This is a genomic window from Cellvibrio sp. (genome assembly GCF_046347455.1).
Lineage (GTDB): Bacteria > Pseudomonadota > Gammaproteobacteria > Pseudomonadales > Cellvibrionaceae > Cellvibrio.
This window is the reverse complement of record NZ_JAXMGC010000008.1, coordinates 67491-90943: the sequence shown is the minus strand read 5'-3', so window position 1 is coordinate 90943 and position 23453 is coordinate 67491. Positions and strand designations below refer to the sequence as shown.

Below are 23453 nucleotides of genomic sequence, written 5' to 3'. Positions count from 1 at the left end.
TTTTTATGGCTCGAATGAGGTTAATCGAAAAGGTTTAACAGGCTGGATATAGTTTCCTTGCCCTGAGCTGTGTTTTTTTCCACGCTGCTTTCGCCGAAGCCCTCGTATTCAACATCTTCCTTTGGCAGCTCATCCAAGAATCGGCTCGGGGTGGTTTCGCTGAATTCGCCAAACTGTTTGCGTTTGCCGGCAAGTGTCATGGTTAGGGTTTTTTGGGCGCGGGTGATGCCTACGTAGGTTAAGCGGCGTTCTTCTTCTATATTGTTGTCGTCGATGCTATTGCGATGAGGCAGCAGATCTTCCTCCATGCCCACCATAAACACGTGCGGAAATTCCAGCCCTTTAGAGGCATGCAACGTCATAAGCTGAACTTGGTCGCTCTCGTCTTCCTCCTCTTGGCGCTCGAGTAAATCCCGCAGTACAAGTTTGGCAATCGCGTCTTGGATGCGTTTTTCGTCATCTTCATCCTCGTCCACTGTTTTATCCAAACTTTTCTGCAGTGATTCCACAAGGTAAAACACGTTTTCTATGCGCTTTTCTGCCGCCTTGCTGCTGGGGGAGTTCTGATGCATCCAGCCGACGTAATCAATATCGTCAATCATCTCGCGCACGCCGCCGATGGGGTCGCGGGTTGTGCAGTTGATTGCCACTTGCTTCATCCAATGGGAAAAGCGTAGTAAGCGTTCTAGGTTCTTTTCGGGGATATGGCTCTGCAACCCCACTTCATCTAGCGCAGCAAATAAGCTGATGTGGCGTTGGCTGGCGTAGCTGCCCAGAGCTTCCAAGGTGCTTGTGCCTATTTGGCGGCGAGGTGTGTTGACGATGCGCAAGAAGGCGTTGTCATCGTCAGGGTTCACCAGCAAACGCAGATAGGCCATGATGTCTTTAATTTCGGTCTTGGCGAAAAAAGACGAGCCGCCGCTGATTTTGTACGGGATCTGGTGCTGTTGAAGCTTCATTTCCAGCAAGCGCGACTGGTGGTTGCCGCGGTAGAGTACGGCGTAATCGCGGAATTTATTCTGTTTGCGCAAGCGCTGGGTAAGGATTTCTGTAGCGACGCGTTCGGCTTCGGCGTCTTCGTTTGCACAACGCACCACGCGGATTGGGTCGCCTAACCCCATTTCACTCCAGAGCGCTTTATCAAACTCGTGCGGGTTATTGGCGATCAAATGGTTGGCGACGCGCAAAATGCGGCTCGTTGAACGGTAGTTTTGCTCGAGCTTAATCACGCGCAGTTGGGGGTAATCAACTTTGAGTTGTGCCATGTTTTCTGGCCGCGCGCCGCGCCATGCATAAATAGACTGATCATCGTCGCCTACCACAGTGAGTGCGCCGCGATTGCCCACTAACAACTGAACCAAAAGGTATTGGCTTGAGTTGGTGTCCTGATACTCGTCCACCAATAAATAACGGATTTTTTTCTGCCAGCGTGAAAGAATTTCAGCGTGCTGCCGAAACAAGTCCACGGGAATCAGGATGAGATCATCAAAGTCCACGGCGTTGTAAGCGCGTAAGGCTTGGTTGTATTGCTGGTAAACCAAGGCGATGGTTTGCTCGCCGGGGCTTTGCGCCAGTTCCAGTGCGCGTTTGGGGGTGATGAGATCGTTCTTCCAATTTGAGATTTGGTTTTGCACCAGATTCAGATGATCACTATCGAGATCGCCATCTTTCAGCATCAATTCCTTGAGCAAGGAGCGAGCATCCTCGGCGTCAAAGATCGAAAAGCCGGGCTTAAATCCCAGGCTTTTGTACTCCCGGCGAATGATATTCAGCCCCAAATTGTGGAAAGTCGAAACGGTTAGGCCTTTGGCCGCGCTACCGCGTACCAGATTGCTTACACGCTCTTTCATCTCGCGGGCGGCCTTGTTAGTAAAGGTCAGCGCCGCTATATGGCGCGCGGGGATTTCACATTTTTGAATGAGGTAGGCAATCTTGCGGGTAATTACACTGGTTTTACCGCTTCCCGCACCAGCCAATACGAGGCATGGGCCGTCGATATAAAGTACGGCTTCTTGTTGGCGGGCGTTTAATTGAGTCACGTTTGTAGCTGTCAGATGCGCGAGAGGGAGGCTATTGTAACAACGAAGGTAATCGATGCAATTGTTCGTTTTTAATAATCTATACTTTTAAAAATAACGACATCCTCTTGATTTGTTATATGTAACGGAATGTTATTTATTATCGTCGAGGCAGCGTGTAGAGTCTTTGGCAATAACCCTATAAAACACCCGAGAATAAGCTTCAACCTGCCGTCAGGTTGCTAAGCCACTGAGGTTATAGTCAGCCAGTTTATGGAAAGAACCATCAAAATTTTATTTATTGACCGTGAACACGGCGAGTATTTGCTGATTGCAGATATTTTGTCGCACGTGCGCAACGTCAACTATGAACTGGTTTGGTGTGACCAGCTGGACACGGCTGCCTCAAAAATTCTATCGGGTGAATATGATGTTGTGTTGCTGGACTTTTATTGGGGTGATTTGAGTGCGCGTGATCTGCTCAATAGCGTAAAAGTGCAAGCCAATAAAACACCTATCGTCATTATGACGGATGAAATGGAGATTGAAGTTGACCGCGATGTGATTCGCACAGGCGCTTCAGATTACCTCATTAAAGGCCAAATCGATCATCAGTTGCTTGAACGCACCTTGCGCTACGCCATTGAGCGCAAACAAACCGAAATGTATTTGGCTCGCCTTGCACATTACGATCAGCTCACCGACATTCCCAACCGCATTTTATTTCGTGATCGCTTGGAACATTTAATTCATTTGGCGAATCGCGATAAAACATCCTTCGCGTTGTTGTTTATTGATCTTAATGGCTTCAAACAAGTTAATGATAATTTTGGTCACGATGCGGGCGATGCCATCATCCGCATTTGCGCTGAGCGTTTAAGCGCGTGCATGCGCCGCAGCGATTCCGTTGCGCGTATGGGTGGTGATGAATTTACCTTGCTGTTATCGCATATTGATAATCACACCGACGTTGCGCACATTGCGGAAAAAATTATTGCGCTCTTGTCGGAACCCGCAGAAATTAACGGTTATGAAGTTGTGGTCGGTTGCAGTATTGGGATTGCGATTTATCCGCAAGCTGGGCGCGATGCAGACAGTCTTTTAAAAAATGCTGACATGGCGATGTACAAAGCTAAGCAAGAAGATGGCAGCAGTTTTTGTTTCTTTACCGATGCGATGAACAAAAATGTTCGCCGCCAATTGCGTATGGAAGCCAACTTGCGCAAGGCGTTAAAGAAAAATCAATTTTTTTTGCAATACCAGCCGCGTGTGGATGTTGAAACGCAAAAAGTCGTCGCAGTGGAATCTTTACTGCGTTGGGATAGTCCTGATTTAGGTTTGCTCAATGCCAGTGATTTTATCGCCGCAGCGGAAGATACAGGTTTAATTACCGCCATCGGTTATTGGGCTATTCGCCAAGCGTGCAATGATTTAAAAGTGATTCATGCGCGCTTTGGCAACACCATCACCATGTCCATAAATATTTCCATGCGCCAATTTAAGGATGAGCGTTTGGTGCAGGAAATTGCGAGTATTTTTGAAGATTTTGATATCCAAGCGGGAGATGTTGAATTTGAACTCACCGAATCTTCTTTTATGGAAAATATCGATTTGGTGAGTTTGTGTATGCGCCCGTTGGCATTTTTCGGTATTAATTTCGCGCTAGATAATTTTGGTACTGGCAGTTCTTCTTTCTTGCATTTGCAACGCTTACCCATTAGCTCCGTGAAACTGGCATCGCGTCTGATGACGGAGCTGCAGCGTAATTCCAGTGATCGTCGCTTGGTGGCCGCTATGATTAATCTCGCGCACAATCTTGGCAAAATTGTTGTTGCAGAAGGCGTCGAAACGGTGGAGCAAAAACGTTGGCTGCAAGAGACTGGCTGCAATCAAATGCAAGGTTTTTATTTCGCTCCACCGCAATCGCTGGAAGATGTTTGCGCTACGCTCGAGCGCTACCAGACCGATGATGCCGAATCTTCATTTATTGACGATCAAGCGTGCGATAGCTCAATGCTTCGCTGATATTTTCGGTATCGGGATGCGATTTGTTTTGCATGTCGGCGAGTGTTCTCGCTACTTTTAATACGCGATGATAAGCGCGGGTTGATAAACCCATTCTATGAATCGCATGTTCAAGTAAAGCTTTGTCCGCGTCTTTTAATTCACAATATTTTTCCAATTCAGGTGCGCTTAACAGATTATTCGCTTTTCCTTGTCGAGCGATTTGGCGTGCACGACTTTCTTCAACGCGAACTCGAATGTCTGTACTACTTTCACCATCACTTTTTCCATGCAATTCACCTTGCTTGAGTGCGCGAACGGGAACGTGCATGTCGATCCTATCTAACATGGGGCCCGAAATTCGATCGCGGTAACGGCGTACTTGATCGAGTGTACAGCGACAGCGATCATCGTTGTTGCCGTAATAGCCGCACGGACACGGATTCATCGCTGCGATCAGCTGAAAACGTGCAGGAAAGGTTGCTTGAGTTTTTGCGCGCGAAATTCTTACTTCGCCACTCTCCAAAGGTTCGCGCAATACCTCCAAGACTTGTCGATGAAATTCGGGAAGCTCGTCGAGGAAAAGTACACCGCAATGCGCGAGCGAAATTTCCCCCGGTTTGGGATTACTTCCTCCACCTACCAATGCAATTGCCGACGCGGTGTGGTGCGGCGCTCGAAAAGGGCGGGTGCGCCATGATTGATGATGACTTTGCGCTGCAACCGAATAGACGGCAGCTACTTCCAACATTTCACGTTCGCTCAAGCGCGGCAAAATTGCAGGAAGTCGGCTAGCGAGCATGGTTTTTCCGGTACCTGGAGGGCCAAAAAATAGGAGGTTGTGTCCACCGCTCGCCGCAATTTCCAATGCGCGTTTGGCTTGGGCTTGGCCTTTTACATCCTGCATGTCGGTGAGGTGTTCTAAATCCAGAGCTTCTACGGGCTGTGCTTGGAACAAGTGTTCACGGTCGTGCAAATGCGCGCAAACCTGCAAAAGACTTTGCGCTCCGAAAACGCGGGAGCTCGTGCTCAGCGCGGCTTCGCTGGCACTTTGATTGGCGATAATTAATTCACGTTTTTGCTCTGCACACGCAAGCGCTGCAGGTAGGGCACCGCTGACAGAGCGTAACTCTCCGGAAAGCGCCAATTCGCCTAAAAATTCGTAGTGTTTTAAGGCGGCAACGGGAATCTGCCCCGAGGCGGCGAGAATGCCTAAAGCAATCGCCAAATCGAATCGGCCGCCTTCTTTTGGTAAGTCAGCGGGGGCTAGATTGACCGTGATCCGGCGCGCGGGAAATTCGAGGTGGCTGTTCAGGATGGCGCTGCGCACACGATCCTTACTTTCTTTTACTGCGGCTTCGGGCAAGCCGACAATCGAAAGACTTGGTAAACCGGCAGAAAGGTGGACTTCAACGGTGACGAGCGGTGCATTAACGCCTAATTTTGCGCGTGTGAAGACAATAGCGAGTGACATGCGTATTCCTTTACAGAGTGAGCGGCTCCTAGCCACTTAGGTTTATTAAATCAGGGGTGAAATATAACCAACTTGATTAGCGAAAGCAAAGTAGCAGCTTATTCAGCCGATTTGTTTAAGCTTTGCTCCATTTCGGCGCAGCGCAACTCCAAGGCTTCCAATTTTTGGCGGGTGCGTTGGAGTACTGCGGTTTGCGCATCAAATTCTTCTCGGGTAACTAGATTCATTTTGGATAAGGCCGCCTGTAAGCCTATTTGTAGTTCTTTTTTTGGGATGAGTCCGCTAATAAAGGGGATCGCATCTTGCAATTCTTGGCTTAAACGCTGGGCTAGTTGGCTAATCATGGGAATTTCCTCGGCGCGGATCGGCGTAGTTTGGTGCAGTTTAACGGCTGATCGGTGTTAGCGTCACTGAGTTTTCAAAGTCCACGATCTGAGCTCTTCATAAAGGCTTGATTCTGATGATTTAGGTGACATCACCTTCGTTCTATTGCGATCCATATCGCATTTATCTTTCGCTAACACCAATTTGGTGCTGTGCGCACGGGGTGATGCATTAAGTTGGTGCGATTTGTTTAAAAAGAGATCATCGAACATAGGCTACAAGCGCTATGGTGTTGTATAGGTTATTGAATTTTAAGGGTAAGTTGCAATTGGCCTGCAATATGCAAAACCGTCTCTGAATATAAAGGCGTATTCCAAACTGAGTCCGACGGGGCTTGATGGTGCGGCTTTTGTGGATTCCATCTTTAAATAAAGTGGTATTTCCGGTGCTTTCTGCCCTATGGGTGCAGGATTTTTTGAGGAGTACAAGAATGAAGTTAGTAACAGCAGTCATTAAGCCGTTCAAGCTCGATGCAGTGCGTGAAGCATTGTCCGAGATTGGGGTCCATGGGATGACAGTAACAGAAGTGAAGGGTTTTGGTCGTCAGAAGGGACATTCTGAACTCTACCGCGGTGCAGAGTATGTGGTGGACTTTTTGCCAAAAACCAAAGTGGAAATTGCTGTATCCAGTGCTGAAGTTGATCGCGTGGTTGAAGCAATTACCAAAGCCGCCAACAGCAGCAAAATTGGCGATGGGAAAATCTTTGTGTCGAGTCTGGAGCAGGTAGTACGTATCCGTACCGGCGAGACTGGCGAAGAAGCACTTTAAAACCAATAACAGATGCAAACCGGGGCAACCCGCTGTATCAGATAATCACTTAGGAGTATTCCCGTGAATAAAATTGTTGAAATGAGCCGTAAGCTCGTCGTGATATTGGGCATTTTCGCCCTCGTATTGGGGGCGGGTAGCGTATTCGCTCAAGATGCAGCATCCGCCAGCAGTACAGCCGCTGAAGTTGCAGCTCCCGCTGCTGAAGCCGCCGCTCCGGCCGCTGACGCTGCTGCAGCTCCGGCTGAAGCCGCTGCGCCTGCCGCTGCTGCACCTGAGTTTAACAAGGGTGACATCGCTTGGATGCTGACCAGTACCTTGTTGGTGTTGTTCATGGTGCTTCCAGGTTTGGCACTTTTCTACGGCGGTATGGTGCGTGCGAAGAACGTATTGTCACTGTCGATGCAAATTTTTGTAACCTTCTGCTTGATTGCGATTCTATGGGCAATCTACGGCTACTCTTTGGCGTTTACTTCCGGCAGCCCTTTTATCGGTGGTTTGGATCGCTTGTTCCTGAAGGGGATGCTGGACGCAGCTGGTAATTTGACGGCCGCGGCTACATTCAGCAAAGGCGTTTACATTCCTGAGTACCTTTACGCTGCATTCCAAATGACTTTTGCCGCTCTAACTCCTTGCTTGATCGTAGGTGCTTTCGCTGAGCGTATGAAGTTCTCCGCAGTGTTGGTGTTCATGGTGTTGTGGTTCACCTTCGCCTACTTGCCTATTGCGCACATGGTTTGGTTCTGGGCGGGTCCAGATGCTTACACCACTAAAGAAGCTGCTGATGCTGCAACTGCCGGTGCTGGTTACTTGTTTGCAATGGGTGCCTTGGACTTTGCGGGTGGTACCGTAGTGCACATCAACGCTGGTATTGCAGGTTTGGTAGGCTGTTTGATGTTAGGCAAGCGTAAAGGTTACGGAACTCAATCTCTTGCTCCGCACAGTGTGCCTTTCACTATGATCGGTGCAGCATTACTGTGGGTAGGTTGGTTCGGCTTTAACGTAGGTTCTAACCTCGAAGCTAACGCATTTGCTGCTCAAGTGTTCATCAACACCTTCCTGGCAACTGCCGCTGCTGTATTGGCATGGGCCTTCGGTGAATGGGCAATTCGTGGTAAACCAACCATGTTAGGCGCTGCTTCTGGTGCTGTTGCCGGTTTGGTTGCCATCACTCCAGCCTGTGGTTGGGTGGGTCCAATGGGTAGTATCGTAATTGGTTTGATCGGTGGTTTCGTCTGTATGCTCGCCGTGTTGAAGCTCAAAGCAATGTTGGGTTACGACGATAGCTTGGATGTGTTCGGTGTACACTGTATCGGCGGTATCCTGGGTGCACTCTTGACTGGTGTGTTCAACAGCCCAGATCTTGGTGGTACAGACGTATTTGACTATGTTGCAGGTACATGGAATGCATCACCAGGTATTGCTTCTCAAGTTTGGATTCAAGCCAAAGCAGTTGCAATCACCGTCATCTGGTCTGGTTTTGTATCTTTTGTCGCCTACAAATTGGTTGATGTAATCATCGGTCTGCGTGTGACAGAAGAAGTTGAGACTGAAGGTTTGGATACTGCTGAGCACGGTGAGCGTGCTTACCACTCATAATCCTTTGAGTTGACTGTATGAAAAAAAGCTCCTTGTGATTTAACCAAGGGGCTTTTTTTAACCCTTCAGGATGTAATTTGCGATTAATAGAGGATTCAAAAAGACGGTACATTATCCCTGTCGTTGCTTAGTGAGGTTAGGGACAGGTGCTTTTCCTAAAGCTAAGGTGTATCTTAGGTTTTTTTGAATTAGTTGAAGAAGACAATTTGGGCGTTCTTTTAACAAAAAGCGCTACACTCATGAGACCATAAACAAAGGAACAAACAATGAAACTAATAACCGCTGTTGTTAAACCTTTTAAATTAGATGATGTCCGCACGGCACTTTCAGAAGTTGGCGTGACTGGCATGACCGTGACAGAGGTAAAAGGCTTCGGGCGTCAGAAAGGCCACACCGAGTTATACCGCGGCGCTGAATATGTTGTAGATTTTCTGCCAAAAGTAAAATTGGAATTGGCGGTAGACGATTCAATGGTTGAGCAAGCCGTAGAAGCTATTAGCAAAGCTGCACATACTGGCAAGATTGGCGACGGTAAAATTTTCATCGCGCCGCTGGAAGAAATTATTCGTATTCGCACGGGTGAAACAGGCCCGGAAGCGATTTAAGATCGCAGACCTAAAACGCGCACTTTGTAGTGCGCTTTTTTTTGCCTGCAATTTACGTGTTGGCGCAAAAGTGTGTGTTTTTGGGGTGGTTCTGTGTAAAAAGCGAGCACCATTAGGTCATTAAAAACAGATTTTTATTTTAATTTTGCTTTTTAGCTTAAGTTTTACAAGAGCGTGATTGCGCTTGGCAATTGGAACAGTAAAATGCGGCGTTCAGCGGGCGACAGAGCTAAGCGTTGCACTGGTTGACCTAAAGAGAAAAAAAGACTAAAAATTGACTGTGGTATCCGTGACGTTTTACAAAGTCTGGACTATATACTAGAGCAAAAGATCAGGATTAAGAGTTGGCACCAAGCTCAAGTCCTTTGGCTGATCTAATCGTGTCGATGTAACTAGTGAAAATGAACATGCAGGTGAAAGTATGAGCGATGATCTCATTAACGAAGAAGACGAAATCGAAGAGCCCATTGAAGATGGTGAAGCCGAAGATACCGATGATGAGCCATTAGACAGTGATGAAGCGAGCTACACCGCAAGTAGTAAAGCGGCCGCGGTAGAAGCGCTTGAAGATTTCAGTATCGCATCACGTCAAAAGATTCGCGATGAATTGGAAGATCAAATTGCAGCCTTTTTAGCGCGTGGTGGCAAGATTAACGAAGTGCCTGCAAATGTCACCGCAGATCCACCAAAAAAGCCAAGCCCTGATTACGGCGGTCGCCCCATTTAAGAACATTTAAAAGAGCAACCGCTCCGCATTTGACCCCGCTTTTCGGGGTCAAATTGTTTTTATTCCCTTATTTTTTTCCGTTGATTGATTTCTCGGCGCAATGCTGGATTTTGCCGGGTAAAACTCTTTAAAATGCCGCGTCTTAAGCGCTTGGGAATTTTTCACCAACTGAGTTCACGTTGGTAAATTTTTTGCAAATAAGTCCAATAATAAGCGCGTTGTCCCTTCGTTCTGAAGGAAGGCTTTTCTCCCGTTCATAGTTGTATCGCAAATGTCTCGCACTCGCGATGACGTGCCCTTGAGATGGAGAGCGGTCAAGTTGCAGCGCTTTATCCACGAAATTTAATTTCCGGAGGTTTGATTTCATCATGCTACTAGGCTTGGTTTTTCTTTATCTGCTGGTCACTATCGCTATAGGTTTGTGGGCTGCGAAGCGCGTAAAAAATACGGCGGACTTCGCTATTGCGGGTCGTCACTTGCCGTTGATTATGGTGGTTACCACTACTTTCGCAACTTGGTTTGGCTCGGAGACGGTGCTGGGGATTCCTGCGCGTTTTGTAGAGTCAGGTTTAAACGGTATTGTTGAAGATCCCTTTGGTGCGGGCACTTGTTTGATTTTGGTGGGATTATTCTTTGCTGCCAAGCTCTACAAAATGACGCTGCTCACCATCAGTGATTATTACCGCGAACGTTACGGCCGCACGGTGGAAATTGTTTGCTCCATCGCCATTATTTTGAGTTACCTCGGCTGGGTATCTGCACAAGTAACTGCCTTGGGCTTGGTATTTAATTTGTTATCAGCGGGCGCAATTAGTGTATCGCTCGGTATGGTAATTGGAACGGTATCTATTCTTGCTTACACTTTATTTGGTGGTATGTGGTCAGTAGCAGTTACCGATTTTGTGCAAATGATTATTTTGGTTGTGGGCTTATCGATCATTGCATTTGTGGCAGCAGATTTGGCAGGCGGTGCGGGCAAAGTGATTGAGCTTGCGCAAAGCAAAGATTTATTCCGCTTCTTGCCAGAACCAAACGCAAGCGATGTTATGTTCTTTGTGGCAGCTGCCATTACCATGATGTTTGGTTCAATTCCGCAACAAGATGTATTCCAGCGTGTGATGTCAGCGAAAGACCAAAAAGCGGCGACTCGCGGACCGATCATCGGTGGTGTTAGTTATATCTTATTTGCGTTTGTCCCTATGTTTTTGGTGACCAGTGCTTTAATTATCATGCCTGAAAAAGCGCAAGAATTAATTTCGGAAGATCCACAAAAAGTTATTCCAACATTGGTATTGGAGCACATGCCGTTTGTAATGCAAGTCGTATTTTTTGGAGCGCTTTTATCTGCTCTCAAGTCAACTGCATCTGCAACTTTGCTCGCGCCTTCGGTGACGTTTGTCGAAAACATTTGGCGACAATTTGTTCCGCGTATTAGCGATAAAGAAGAACTGCTTACTATGCGCATTGCTGTATTACTGTTCAGTGTTGCGGTGTGTACTTACGCAATTGCCTTAGAAGGTACGTCCATTTATGAAATGGTATCCAGCGCTTATCAAGTTACTTTAGTGGCGGCCTTTGTTCCGCTCGTATTTGGTTTGTATTGGAAGCGCGCTACCACCCAAGGTGCCATCTTCTCCATCGCGCTTGGGTTGATTTTCTGGATAGGTGTTATGGTGGCCGGTTATGGCGAAGTATTTCCAGCGCAGTTGGCGGGTTTGGTCGCCGCTTTGGTGGGGATGTTGGTGGGGTCTTTGATGAAGCAAATTATTGTCAATCGCCATGGTCAGCATTACAAATTGGCTGGGCAAGCCTAGATCTCTTGAGAGATATGTCGATCTTAAAACGCCAGGCTGAGTCCTGGCGTTTTTTTTTGAGGCTCATCCAGTTTTTATTTCATCAGCAAGGTGGCTCTGCGGCCTCATTGGTTGCTGATCTCCGCTCTGGTATGATTCGCCACAATTCTGTTGTTAGCGAAGTTTATTATGTCCGCCTCACCCGCCCGCCTGCGCATCGCCACCCGTAAAAGCCTGCTCGCCCTGTGGCAAGCCGAATATGTAAAGGCAGAACTTCTTAAGCATCACCCCGACTTGAGTATTGAATTGGTGCCGCTAACCAGTCGCGGCGACAAAATTTTGGATGTGCCACTCGCCAAAGTGGGTGGTAAGGGCTTGTTTGTGAAGGAGTTGGAGCAGGCGTTATTGGATGGCCAGGCCGACATAGCGGTGCACTCCATGAAAGATGTTCCCATGGAATTCCCCGAAGGTTTGGGCTTGTGTGTGATTTGCCCACGTGAAGACGCGCGCGATGCCTTTGTCTCCAATCGATACAACAACTTTGATGAGCTTCCCACCGGTAGCGTTGTGGGTACCTCAAGTTTGCGCCGCCAGTGCCAACTTTTGGCCGCACGCCCGGATTTAACCGTAAAGTTCCTGCGCGGCAACGTGCAAACCCGTTTACAAAAACTGGATGACGGCGAATACGATGCAATTATCCTCGCCGCTGCGGGGCTGATTCGACTTGAACTGAGCGAGCGGATTCGTTCGTATATTAGCGTGGAATTTTCCCTCCCAGCAGGTGGGCAAGGTGCGGTTGGTATTGAATGCCGTATGGATGACGATGCAACTCAGGAGTTATTGTCCCCCTTACACCATGAATTAACCGCACAACAAGTGATTGCCGAACGCGCTATGAACAGACGTTTGCAGGGCGGCTGTCAGGTGCCCATTGCGTGTTATGCCGTTCACACCGATGAAGGCTTATGGCTGCGTGGGTTAGTCGGCTCACCAGACGGCAAGCAAATGCTCAGCGATGAAATTCGCGGCAAGGCAACCGACGGTGAAGCTATGGGAATTGCATTGGCAGATCGTTTGCTCGCTGCTGGCGCAGACAAAATTCTCGCCGAGGTTTACGCCACGGGCGTCGCCAATTAGCCCCGTGAAATTCTACGGTTTAACGCATGGGTGAATTAACCGGATTACATATCCTTGTCACACGACCTCGCGCTCAAGCTGAACCTTGGGCTGAACGTTTGCGTGCGCAGGGAGCGACCACCAGCATCATTTCTCTTTTGGAAATTGTGCCGGTGAGCGACGAATCGCAAGTGCAAGCCATTAAAAATCGCATTCTGGATTTTGATCTTTATCGCAAAGCCATATTTGTTAGCCAAAATGCGGTGGAACATGGTGTAGATTGGTTGGAAAATTACTGGCCGCAAATTCCTTACGGAATAGAATTTTTTGCTGTGGGGGAAACCACGGCCAAGCAGTTGCAAGAACGTGGATTTAAGGTAACCGATTTGGCGCAGTCGCAAACAGGCGCCATGACGAGTGAAACTTTGCTCCAATCGCCAGCTTTGCAATCTGTTGCGGGCGAAAAGATTTTAATTTTTCGCGGCCTTGGCGGCCGGCCACATATAGGTGAGGTACTGAGCGAGCGCGGTGCTCAGGTAGATTATTGCGAGCTTTACGAGCGCGTTTTACCCAGCGAGTCTGCTGCGGAATTTACTCAGTTACTATCACAAAATATCGCCAATCTAGTAGTGGTAATACATAGCGGAGAAGCGCTGGAAAATTTACAAAAGATTGTTCGCCAGATGACGGTTTCGCCTGAGCAAATCATGCTAAAGATGCATGTGCTGGTGCCAAGCCAACGCATTCTGGAGCTGGCAAAAGCGGCTGGGTTTTCCAAAGTGGCTGCCGCGCAAAATGCAACGGAAGCCAGCATGCTGCAAGGATTACTCGATATAAAACGGGAATATGCGCTGGTTTAACACGCCTCTAATCCCATCTGTAAAAAATGAATAATCGATATTTTTAAACGCACGTTAAAAAAGGTATACAACTGTGAGTGACCTGAATACTTCGGCACCAGCTGATGAAACGCGATCAATTTCAACTCAAGTCAAAATGAAACCTGCGAAATCGCGCATTGGCCAATGGATTATGTTGGTGTTGTTAATGTTGGTAGTGGCTGTTGGTGTGCTCATGTGGTACCAGCATCAAGCTATCAAAAAACTAACTAGCGACATGCGCGAGCAGAACCAGTCTTTTGAATTAAAACGCAAAGCGCTGGAAAGCAAAGTTGCTGAAGATTTGGCAGCTCAAAATAAACAAGTGCAAGGCGATGTCACCGAACTAACCCAGCGTTTGGATAGTACCTCCTCCAAGGTTCTTGCTCTCACCAACATGAGTCATGACGATTGGAAGTTGGCTGAGGTTGATTTCCTGTTGCGCATGGCAAACCAACGCATATTGATGGAGCACGAGGCCACCAATTCATTGGCGCTTGCGCAATCTGCCAATAGCGTTTTGGCAGAAATGCAAAATGCGGATTTGTTTCCTGCGCGCAAAAAACTGAGTGAAGAAATCGAAGCATTAAAACTTGCGAGTAAAGTAGACCGCGAAGGTATTTATTTGCAATTGTTAGCGCTCACGCAACAAATTGAAGCTATTCCCCTTATTGAACCTCTGGTTGAAGAAGATGAAGAAGCGCTTGCTGCTATGGAGCAAGGTGAAGAATCCGCTAACACCAGCATGTTGCAAAGCGTGAAAAATATGGGTAAGCGCGTGTGGCATAAATTAAGTGCTTATGTACGTGTTCGCGACCAAGGTCGTCGTGTGGATGCAATTCTTCCGCCTGAAGATCAAATGTACTTAAAACAAAATTTGCGCTTGATGTTAGAGCAAGCACAAATTGGTTTGTTGCGCGAAGAACAACATGTTTATCAAGCCAGTTTAGACAAAGCTCAGAATTGGATTCGCGATTACTATCCGCTCAACGACCAAGCACAAATCGTATTGAATGATTTGGAGCAGCTTAAGAAAAATAACGTGCAGCAACCGCTGCCAGATTTTTCTGGCGCAGCTGCACTCGTTAAAGAATATTTGCGTCAAAAAGATCGCTTGGCATTTAGCCGTCACGGAGGCAGTCAATGAAAAAACTGATTGTCCTCTTTATTGCTTTAATTTTTTTAGCGCTCTGGGGTTTTGGGGTAATTTTGCCTGATGCGGGCTATGTGCTCGTTATCCTCGGACAAAAAACCGTTGAAACCAGTTTGTGGTTTGCCTGCTTTGCTGTTTTAGCCATTGCGGTAATCTGGTGGTTGGCAACGCGTTTTATTCACGTCAGCTGGTCAATCGCACAACGTCTCACCGACTTTTTTGTGTTTGGCACTACCGAGCGTGCGAGCAAGCGTGCTGCGAGTGGCATGATTGATTTTCTATCTGGCGATTGGGTTCATGCGCGCAAAAAATTATTGCGTACCGCCACCAAAGTAGAATCGCCTTTGGTGAATTACTTGGCGGCTGCGCGCGCCAGTTATGAAATGGGTGATCACGAAGAAGCGGTAAAAATCTTGCAAGAAGCGCAAAAGAAATACACGACTTTCGCTGTGCCTATTGGCGTCGCTCAAGCCAAAATGGAAATTCGTGATGGCCGTTATGAGCAGGCAAAAATTATTTTGCTAGGCCTACAGCAACGTGCTCCCAAAAATCCGCTGGTAATAAATTGCTTGCGTGAATTGTATGAGTTACGCAATGACTGGTTGGCATTGAGCGAACTTGCGCCTCTTGTTAAAAAATACAAGGTATGTTCTGTCGCAGATACCTTTGCAATGGAGTCGCTGATTGCAATCGGCCAATTAAAACAAGCGAGTGATTCAGCGGAGCGCTTAGCTATTTCTGAACGTGTTTATGAATTGCGTAAAGCCTGGGGCAAGGTGCCCAGCTTTTTGCAGCGCAACCCACGTGTCGTTGGCGCTTATGCGCAAGCCTTGATTCACAACTTGCAAGATCACGAAGCTGAAGTTGTATTGCGCAAAACCTTATCGAAAACTTGGGATGATGCTTTGATTGATCTCTACGGCATTCTGCGTGTCGTCGACGTCGCTGGTGCAATTAGCACCGCAGAAAGCTGGCTGAAATACTATCCGCAAAATCCTTATCTCCTACGCGCATTAGGTCGTTTGAATTTACGCAATCAACTCTGGGGTTTGGCGCGCGATTATTTCCAGCGCAGCCTGGTTGTGCAAAAAAATGCCGAAACCTATGCTGAATTGGCGCGCTTGTTAAATAGTTTGGGTGACGTGCAAAAAAGCACTGAGGTTTACCAAGCCGCTTTGCAACTCACTGTTCCTTCGTTGCCGGATTTACCGCAACCGAGCAAGTCTTACTAGTTGGATAAGAGTTACATCCTTGTTGCGTGGGATGTAACTCCGAAGATTGTCCCGCAAATTCCCCCACGCATAGCAATATGTACATTTAGCCAGTAAAATCCCGCTATCTCATTCTTCTCGTGTAAATACCATGGAACTCTCACATCTCCTCCAAGGGCTGAACGATGCCCAGCGCGAAGCGGTTTCGGCGCCCGCGTGTAATCAACTCATTCTTGCGGGAGCGGGTAGTGGGAAGACGCGTGTACTCGTGCATCGCATTGCCTGGTTGATACAAGTGGAGCAGCTGTCGCCTTATTCGATAATGGCGGTGACCTTTACCAACAAAGCGGCGCGTGAAATGCGCGCGCGCTTGGATGAACTCTTCTCCGAAAATCACACCCATGTAAACACCCGCGCCATGTGGGTGGGCACTTTCCATGGTATTGCGCACCGCATCCTAAAAGCCCATTGGCAAGATGCCGGACTACCGCAGAATTTCCAGATTCTGGATAGCGATGATCAGCTGCGCATGATCAAACGCGTGAGCCAAAACCTGAATATTGACGAAGACAAATGGCCGCCGAAGCAAGCGCAGTGGTATATCAATGCGCAGAAGGACGAAGGTTTGCGCCCGCAGCATATTCAGGAAACGGGCGATCCGTTTATTCGCACCATGTTGCAGATTTATCGCGCCTATGAAGCTGACTGTGAGCGCACCGGCACCGTCGATTTTGCCGAGATATTGCTACGCGCCCACGAGCTCTGGTTGAACAAGCCGCATATTCTTGAGCATTACCGCAACCGTTTCCCCTTTATTTTGGTGGACGAATTTCAGGACACCAACAGCGTGCAATACGCCTGGCTGCGTATGCTCGCGGGTAAAGAATCCTGCGTGACAGCGGTGGGTGATGACGACCAATCCATTTACGGCTGGCGCGGCGCAAAGATTGAAAATATCCAGCGTTTTACGACCGATTTCAGCCACACCCAAACCATTCGCCTTGAACAAAATTACCGTTCGACGGGCAATATTTTGATGGCGGCTAACGGCGTTATCGCCAACAACTCCGGGCGCTTGGGTAAGAATTTGTGGACGGAAGATGACAAAGGCGAACCTATTTCGCTTTACGCCGCCTACAACGAGCAAGACGAAGCGCGCTTTATTGTTGAGCGTATTCAGGATTGGGTTCGCAAAGGCAACCCCAATAATTCCTGCGCGATTTTGTATAGATCCAACGCCCAGTCGCGGGTATTGGAAGAGGCGCTTTTGCGAGAAGGCATCGCTTACCGAATCTACGGTGGTCAGCGTTTCTATGATCGCCTCGAAATTAAAAACGCTGTTGCTTACATGCGCCTGATCGCCAACCGCCACGATGATACCGGCTTTGAGCGCGTCATTAACACGCCTACGCGCGGCATTGGCGGTAAAACCGTGGACGACATCCGCGCCTTTGCGCGTGAGCAAGGTTGTTCCTTGTGGCACGCAGCGGAGCAAATGTTAGAAAAACGCGTATTTGCTGCGCGTGCGGGCAACGCAGTCCAAAGCTTTCTGAGTTTGGTGGACAAGTTGGCGCAGGAAGCCAGTGAAATCGATATCCACGGCGATGTGCTCAGCCTCGACCAAATCGCCCAAAAGGTGCTGGACGACACCGGCTTGCTCGTGTTCCACCAAAGTGAAAAAGGCGAAAAAGGTCAGGCGCGTGGCGAAAACTTGCAAGAATTGATAACCGCTTGCCGCGCCTTCGATGCCGACGAAGAAAACGAAGAGCTCAGCGTTCTGCAGCAGTTTTTGGATACAGCCGCGCTCGACGCGGGCGAAACCCAGGCTGACGAGTTTGAAGATGCCGTGCAATTGATGACCTTGCACTCGGCCAAGGGTTTGGAGTTTCCGCTGGTATTTTTGGCGGGTGTGGAAGAAGGTTTGTTCCCGCATAAGATGTCTGCTGATGACCCGGACCGTTTGGAAGAAGAACGTCGCCTCTGCTACGTGGGTATTACTCGCGCTATGCAAAAACTTTACATCTCCTATGCTGAAACCCGTCGCTTATACGGCAGCGAAACATTTAATCAGGTGTCACGTTTTGTGAAAGAAATTCCGTCCGAATCCATTCAAGAAGTCCGTTTAAAAGCGGCGGTAACGCGCCCGGTGTCGTTCAATCGCCCCCTCACTCAAGCCTCTAATCGCCAGCCCATGTACGACACCGGCGAAGGCACCGGCTTCCGTTTAGGTCAGCGCGTAAAACACGCCATTTTTGGTGAAGGTGTGATTTTGCATTTTGAAGGAACTGGTGATAACGCCGTTATCCAAGTGAATTTCAGCGACGTCGGCTCCAAGCGATTGGTGATGCAATACGCCAAATTAGAAGCGCTGTAATGCCACCCTTAAAAACACTCAAAGCCCCGCCAAAGTAGCGGGGCTTTTTTTTGAGATAGTTCACATCCTGAGGTTCAGGTTTAAGTATTGCGGAAGTTCAAACGACGGTTTTGGTGGCTTTAGCTAGCTTGTCTACTCACAACAATATGCCTTGGGACCTAGTGCTATCGCACGGGTAATCACGAGGCAAAGGAGAGACAAATGCAACCTCGTTTTTTATCACCCATTAAGTTGGGCGTGTTTATTGTGTCCGGCACTTTGCTAAGCGCCTGTGGTGGCGGTGCTGGTGGTCCCAACGCTTCATTTTCGCCAGATTCCACAGCGTCCAGTAGCATGGCGGTAATCAGTTCAAGTTCGGCTTTGAGTGTGCAAGCATCAAGCTCGAAGCGTTCCGCATCCTCTATTGATTCAGTGTCTTCCGCTGCGAGTTCTTTGAGCAGCCTCGCCAGTTCGATAGAGACCAGCTCTGCAAGCTCTGTTCAGCAGAGCAGCCAGCAAAGCTCAGCAGTAGTTTTGCAAAGTTCTGTTTCCAGTTTGAGTTCGAATTCTTCCCTAAGCAAAAGCAGTCAAACGAGTTCTTCCCTATCGACGAGTTCCTTAGGCAGCACTTCCTCAAACAGCGCTGTGTCTAGCAGTTCGCCAAGCTCAAGTTCTCAAGCTTCGTCGAGTTCGTCTTCGGTTACGGTCAGTTCAAGCAGCAGCCAATTGAGTTCAAGCTCATCGTCTCTTGCTCTTAGCTCCAGTAGCTCATCGTCATCCAATAGTTCCACCAGTAGCGCCGTCTCAAGTATCTCAGTTTCAAGTACTTCAGTTTCAAGTACTTCAGTTTCAAGTACTTCAGTTTCAAGTAGTTCTGTATCGAGCAGCGCGTTAAGTTCAAGCTCGAGTTCCGTGGTAAGTCCTTACAAATGCTCACCCGCCATTACGACGCCGACCCCGAATACGCAAAAGTTGATTGCTAAAGGCAGCAATTGTGCGAGCTTGGGCTATTCAGAATATGTTCCCGCAAATTACGCCAACCAGTCCAATTGGCCCGTGATTATCTTCCTCAACGGGAATGGTCAGGCTGGAACGGGGAGCGCGACTGATATTCAATTGATTGACGATGATGGCTTGCCCAAACAGGTTGCCCAGGGAACTTGGGACCCGGCCAAACGGTTTGTGGTGCTCGCCCCCCAAATGAACTGGCAAACCCGCACGGCAGCGGATCTGGATAAGTTCATCCAGTTCGCCAAAGCCAACTACAAAATCGACCCCAATCGCATTTACCTCACCGGTATTTCCGGTGGTGGCGGGCCATTTTTTGCGTACTTGGAAGCCTACAGCGGCGGTGATATTGCAGCGGCAGTGCCTATTGATACGCTCTACAGCTTCTCCGGCAGCCCCGCGCCTTGCATGTGGAAGAGCGTCCCTACCTGGTTATTCTTCGGTGAAAATGATGGCACCGCGCAAGTCTTTAGCCATGCCACTGCGCCCTATGACGGCCTGAAAGCTTGCCCCGCGCCTGTAGCCCCCAAGCTTACGGTTTATACCGGTGTGGGACACGATGGTTGGACGCAAACCTATAACTTGTCGGGCATGACGAGCGCAGTGGTTACGGGGCGGGATCGTTACAGCATGAGCGTCTACGATTGGATGCTGCAATACACCAAGTCCGCGGTGGTCGCTTCCAGCAGTTCGAGCTCAAAAAGTTCGTCTTCCGTGAGTTCATCTTCCCTTGTCGTCAGCTCCAGTAGCTCGTCGTCCTCGAGCAGTTCTTCCAGTAGTGTCGTCGTTATCAGCTCGTCTTCCAGTGTTGCATCAAGCGTTTCATCCAGTATCGGCTCAACCAAAATTGACCCCGAGTTTGGCACGCTGACCTTAGTGGATAGCTTTGACCCCGTGTCACCGGGCACCCGCGAAACCCAAATGGAACCCGCAGGCGCTTTTACCACGCCGACAATTTTGGGTCGCCAAGCTTTAATGCTTACACCACAAAACACCGCGGGCAGTATGAAGGCGAGTTACGCGGCATTTTTGGTGGGCAAAAACAAAGGATTGGTGGCAGGCAAAGCCTACGTATTGGAGTTTGATTACCCGGACGATGCAGCACGCCATATGGTGTTTTTAAATCGCGGGGCGGACTTGGTGCGCACAGTCGCGACGGGTAAAGAGCTTGGCGATAACCGCGAACAGTATGCTTATCCCAATCCGGAATCTATGGCTTATCCACTCACCAACCAATGGAAAACCTACAGGTTCTATTTCACTTTGCACGATCGTTTCCAACCTTTAGCGGCGGTGCGCAACGAGGTGGATACCAAACGCCCCTACGGGCCTGCGGATGGTTTTTGGGTGGCGGTGGGTCAATTTAACCCCTATGGCAACCCAACGAACGAAGGTGCGGTTATGGGGCAAGTGCGGCTCTACGCTGTTAACGATACCGCCAGTGCGACGCTTGCGATTAACTATCCACCGGGTAATTTGCCGCACAGGCGCACCTTCTGGCGTGAGGAAATGAACGACAGCACCGCGCTTTGTCAGCGTGGCGATAGCGTGGTGAATACAGATCCTACTTCCGCGACCTACGCCAATGCGGGCGTCTGTAACCCCGCCACGGGTACCAGCCCGGGCACGACCACCAACACTTGGTTGGAATACAAAATGAAGCTCTCCAAGGTGTTGGGTTTCAATGTGTTCACCAAAGATTTGCTGGAGTTTGGTCACAACCAAGGCTTCAACACCAGCAACTATGGTGGCAGCCAGTGGTACTACTCTGCGCGCGTGGCCTTCTGGCCGGAGATGGTTCAGAAAGCGGCGACCTATGGCCTCGAAGTCATGCCTTACTTTGAGTATTACGGCGCTATGGGCGATGGCCAATTCAGTACCACCAGCTGCCCAAGCGAAGATACGGCCGGCAACAGTTTCTGCGCTTCCAACCTTCTGGATTCGGCTTACCAATGCAAAAAGCCTTGGGGGCAAACCCAGGCCAAATGCTTTATGCCGAGTTATGGCTCGCAGAAAAATTGCGAACCCTTAACCCGTGTGGAAAAGCGCTACACACCTTACTCATGGGCTGAAACAGCCTGTGTGGATGTCAGCGATCCTAATGCCTTGGTAGATGTGAAAAAACTCGTGGCTGCCAACGTGTTGGATTTAAAAGACACTGCCAGTTTTGCTGGTGTGTGGTTCCGCACTCGGGTTGGCTCCTGGCCGATCAGCTTCAGCGATGCAACCCGCGCCCGCTACGCAGCCGACCGCAATGTGGTTACACCTACCAAAGCCGATCTGCGCGCAAGCAGCAGTCTGCGTGCAGATTACTACGTGTGGTGGAACGGCAAACGCAAAGCCTATCTCACCGCCATTCGCGATTATCTCCGCGCGGGTAAAGCCGGTAACAATGGTGTGGCCAATGCCGATGTACTTTTCACCAGTTACCACGAAGAAGGCTTGCCGATTCCAGCGCCCAACTATGGCGATACACGCGTGGTGACTGACGATACCAATTCCTGGTCTATCATCAATGGTGATAGCCGTTGGCAGTATCGTTACAGCCCGATCAGCTACCTCACCTGGCTTAGCGACAAGCGCTATGAAACCACCTTATCAGCCATGAACTTGCCGACAGATGCGCAATTTGCCGGCACGGGTTCCTACGACGAAATGGCACACGGTACGCCACCGGCAGACCCGGTGAACTACCAGAATGGCGAAGGTGTGCTTATGACCATGCCTTATGGTCGCCAATACACGGTTGCAGACCCTGCGCTCTTGCAGAAATTTAGCACCCAGAAGGGTATGGCACTGGTGCATCACTTCCCGCTCAACGAAGACGATGGAACTGGCAATTTCACCAACGATAGCGCCAATGGCTCCTTCAAAAATTGGCCAATGAGCGGGCATTTCGGCTATTTTGTTAGCGATGTTGAGCGCAGCACGCCTTACACCATGCTGGCGGAAGTGAAGGGGGTCGCCAACGCTGATCCCTACTGGATTGGCTACCTATCTAGCAACTCATTTAACACAGGAGCACCACAGGATTTGCGACGCTTTAATGCGGCTTACCTCGCGTGGCCTGCTCAGCCGAGTTTGAAGGTTGCTGCAGCCAGCTCAACCAGCGGGGTGATCGTACGCGATATGGTGACGTCCGCCGGTAAGTTTGTCGCGGTGTTTAACACGGATATGACGGCTAAAACTGGCGTACAGATCAATCTTGGCGCTACGCGCATGGGGTCGGTAACGAGCGTGCAAGATCGTGTGACCTTGCAGAATCTGCCTGTCACGGGTGGCAAGATAACTTTGGATTTGCAAGTCGCTGACTTTAAGGTCTTTTATGTTCCTTAGCCCTTAGCCCTTAGCCCTTAGCGCGGTACAAACCGCGCTATCGCCTGTTTGTTTCACTTGCTTTTGTTTCACTCCCTCGTAGCACTACTGCCCGCTTCGGCGGGCTTTTTTATTTGCTGGATGGTTTGCTGTCTGGCTTTATCAGCGTCCAGTGAACAACATCTGGATGAAAGAAACCACATTCGCGGTAGGCGCGGGCGATGGTTCCTTTGGATTCAAGCTGGGAAAGTCCGCTTTCCAAGGCTTGATAGAAGGCTTCTCCATCGGGATGCTTACGGCTAACTGGCCAGTGTCTTGAACCTGAAATAGCGACTTTGATGCCGCGAATCGGGTAGAGGACTACATCTCCCACGGTAATCGTCATGTGGTCGGTGGTTTGGAAGGGGGCGAGAGTGATATCAGCGCGGTCAGCACCGAGCATGCGGGTTATGTTCACCCAGTTGGGTGAGTAGGTAATGTTGTTAAAACCCAGATTCTGCAGGGTGTCTACATCACTCTTCCACTGGGAGTTGGTGACCACCTTCAGGCTTTTGATTTGTGCGATGGAAAGCCGATTAAAGCGCTCAATGTTTTTTTGCGGCGTGTAAATTCCCACGATAAATTCGCCATCCTTCACTAAAGGTTGGCTGATATGTAGGTTTGCGCGCAGCAGATCTATGTCGTTTTTCCACATTAGTGCACCGGAACTGACAAACCGGCCATCGGCAACGCCGCGCAATAAGCGTAAATAGCTTGGCTCAACCCGTAATTCAATGGGTTTGTGGAATCCCCCCAAATGAAGGGCTTGCATCAAAAGAGTGAGTTCAACGATATCGCGACGGGCACCGTCAGTGTCAAAGGTTTGAACGTCCAGTGGATTGCGGCCGTTTAGAAATCGGCGGTAGTCGGCGGGAATATCTTCGTTAACGGCAATGAGTACGGGCTCCTCAGCAAATGCTGCCGAGAACCCAAATAGGAGGCTAAAGAAAAGTGTAAGACCTGAAAGAAGTCGGAGCATAGCTTCGGATTTTTATTAGAGGTATTCA

At 49.1% G+C, this 23453-nt stretch carries 16 protein-coding genes; 12 read left to right on the top strand and 4 right to left on the bottom strand.

From position 1 onward, the window contains the following. Positions 1 to 20 precede the first annotated feature (20 nt). Positions 21 to 2039: a DNA helicase Rep gene (gene rep, locus U1F02_RS14430; RefSeq protein WP_409991110.1), complete on the bottom strand. Its 2019-nt coding sequence runs from the start codon at positions 2037 to 2039 to the stop codon at positions 21 to 23. A gap of 252 nt (positions 2040 to 2291) precedes the next feature. On the opposite strand from rep, the gene U1F02_RS14425 reads away from it, so the two are divergent. Then, positions 2292 to 4043 (top strand): putative bifunctional diguanylate cyclase/phosphodiesterase, encoded by a 1752-nt coding sequence (locus U1F02_RS14425; protein WP_409991109.1) that lies wholly within the window; start codon positions 2292 to 2294, stop codon positions 4041 to 4043. Here U1F02_RS14425 and U1F02_RS14420 read toward each other — a convergent pair. Both U1F02_RS14420 and U1F02_RS14415 read right to left on the bottom strand, forming a co-directional pair. Then, a complete protein-coding gene (locus U1F02_RS14420) occupies positions 4003 to 5496 on the bottom strand; it encodes a YifB family Mg chelatase-like AAA ATPase (RefSeq protein WP_409991108.1) in 1494 nt (497 codons plus the stop codon). The two genes, U1F02_RS14425 and U1F02_RS14420, sit on opposite strands and share 41 nt — an antisense overlap. Before the next feature lie 98 nt (positions 5497 to 5594). Beyond that, positions 5595 to 5840: an accessory factor UbiK family protein gene (locus U1F02_RS14415; RefSeq protein WP_409991107.1), complete on the bottom strand. Its 246-nt coding sequence runs from the start codon at positions 5838 to 5840 to the stop codon at positions 5595 to 5597. Between the two features lie 470 nt (positions 5841 to 6310). Between U1F02_RS14415 and U1F02_RS14410 the strand changes: the two genes are divergently transcribed. The 11 genes from U1F02_RS14410 to U1F02_RS14360 all read left to right on the top strand — a co-directional run bounded on the left by U1F02_RS14410 (position 6311) and on the right by U1F02_RS14360 (position 22428). Further along, positions 6311 to 6649 carry a P-II family nitrogen regulator gene (locus tag U1F02_RS14410; RefSeq protein WP_409991106.1) on the top strand — a complete coding sequence of 113 codons (339 nt, stop codon included), beginning with the start codon at positions 6311 to 6313 and terminating at the stop codon, positions 6647 to 6649. A 63-nt stretch (positions 6650 to 6712) separates the two neighbouring features. Beyond that, positions 6713 to 8248 carry an ammonium transporter gene (locus U1F02_RS14405; protein WP_409991105.1) on the top strand — a complete coding sequence of 512 codons (1536 nt, stop codon included), beginning with the start codon at positions 6713 to 6715 and terminating at the stop codon, positions 8246 to 8248. 266 nt (positions 8249 to 8514) lie between these two features. Beyond that, positions 8515 to 8853 carry a P-II family nitrogen regulator gene (locus U1F02_RS14400; RefSeq protein WP_189419813.1) on the top strand — a complete coding sequence of 113 codons (339 nt, stop codon included), beginning with the start codon at positions 8515 to 8517 and terminating at the stop codon, positions 8851 to 8853. Positions 8854 to 9274: 421 nt separating this feature from the next. After that, positions 9275 to 9580 (top strand): hypothetical protein, encoded by a 306-nt coding sequence (locus U1F02_RS14395; RefSeq protein ID WP_409991104.1) that lies wholly within the window; start codon positions 9275 to 9277, stop codon positions 9578 to 9580. A 368-nt stretch (positions 9581 to 9948) separates the two neighbouring features. Beyond that, positions 9949 to 11394: a sodium:solute symporter family protein gene (locus U1F02_RS14390; RefSeq protein WP_409991103.1), complete on the top strand. Its 1446-nt coding sequence runs from the start codon at positions 9949 to 9951 to the stop codon at positions 11392 to 11394. 168 nt (positions 11395 to 11562) lie between these two features. Further along, on the top strand, positions 11563 to 12510 hold the full coding sequence (hemC, locus tag U1F02_RS14385) for a hydroxymethylbilane synthase (RefSeq protein ID WP_409991102.1): 948 nt from the start codon (positions 11563 to 11565) through the stop codon (positions 12508 to 12510). 26 nt (positions 12511 to 12536) lie between these two features. Beyond that, the gene (locus U1F02_RS14380; RefSeq protein WP_409991101.1) at positions 12537 to 13349 is read left to right on the top strand and encodes a uroporphyrinogen-III synthase; all 813 of its coding nucleotides are present in this window, start codon (positions 12537 to 12539) and stop codon (positions 13347 to 13349) included. A 73-nt stretch (positions 13350 to 13422) separates the two neighbouring features. Next, complete coding sequence (locus tag U1F02_RS14375; protein WP_409991100.1) at positions 13423 to 14514, top strand: uroporphyrinogen-III C-methyltransferase; 1092 nt, start codon at positions 13423 to 13425, stop codon at positions 14512 to 14514. After that, on the top strand, positions 14511 to 15752 hold the full coding sequence (locus tag U1F02_RS14370) for a heme biosynthesis HemY N-terminal domain-containing protein (protein WP_409991099.1): 1242 nt from the start codon (positions 14511 to 14513) through the stop codon (positions 15750 to 15752). The genes U1F02_RS14375 and U1F02_RS14370 overlap by 4 nt, the downstream gene beginning before the upstream one ends. A 130-nt stretch (positions 15753 to 15882) precedes the next feature. Continuing rightward, a complete protein-coding gene (gene uvrD, locus U1F02_RS14365) occupies positions 15883 to 18105 on the top strand; it encodes a DNA helicase II (protein ID WP_409991098.1) in 2223 nt (740 codons plus the stop codon). A 201-nt stretch (positions 18106 to 18306) separates the two neighbouring features. Continuing rightward, positions 18307 to 22428 (top strand): hypothetical protein, encoded by a 4122-nt coding sequence (locus U1F02_RS14360; RefSeq protein ID WP_409991097.1) that lies wholly within the window; start codon positions 18307 to 18309, stop codon positions 22426 to 22428. Between the two features lie 109 nt (positions 22429 to 22537). On the opposite strand, the gene U1F02_RS14355 is transcribed toward U1F02_RS14360, so the two are convergent. Continuing rightward, complete coding sequence (locus U1F02_RS14355; RefSeq protein ID WP_409991096.1) at positions 22538 to 23425, bottom strand: hypothetical protein; 888 nt, start codon at positions 23423 to 23425, stop codon at positions 22538 to 22540. Between the last annotated feature and the right edge of the window lie 28 nt (positions 23426 to 23453).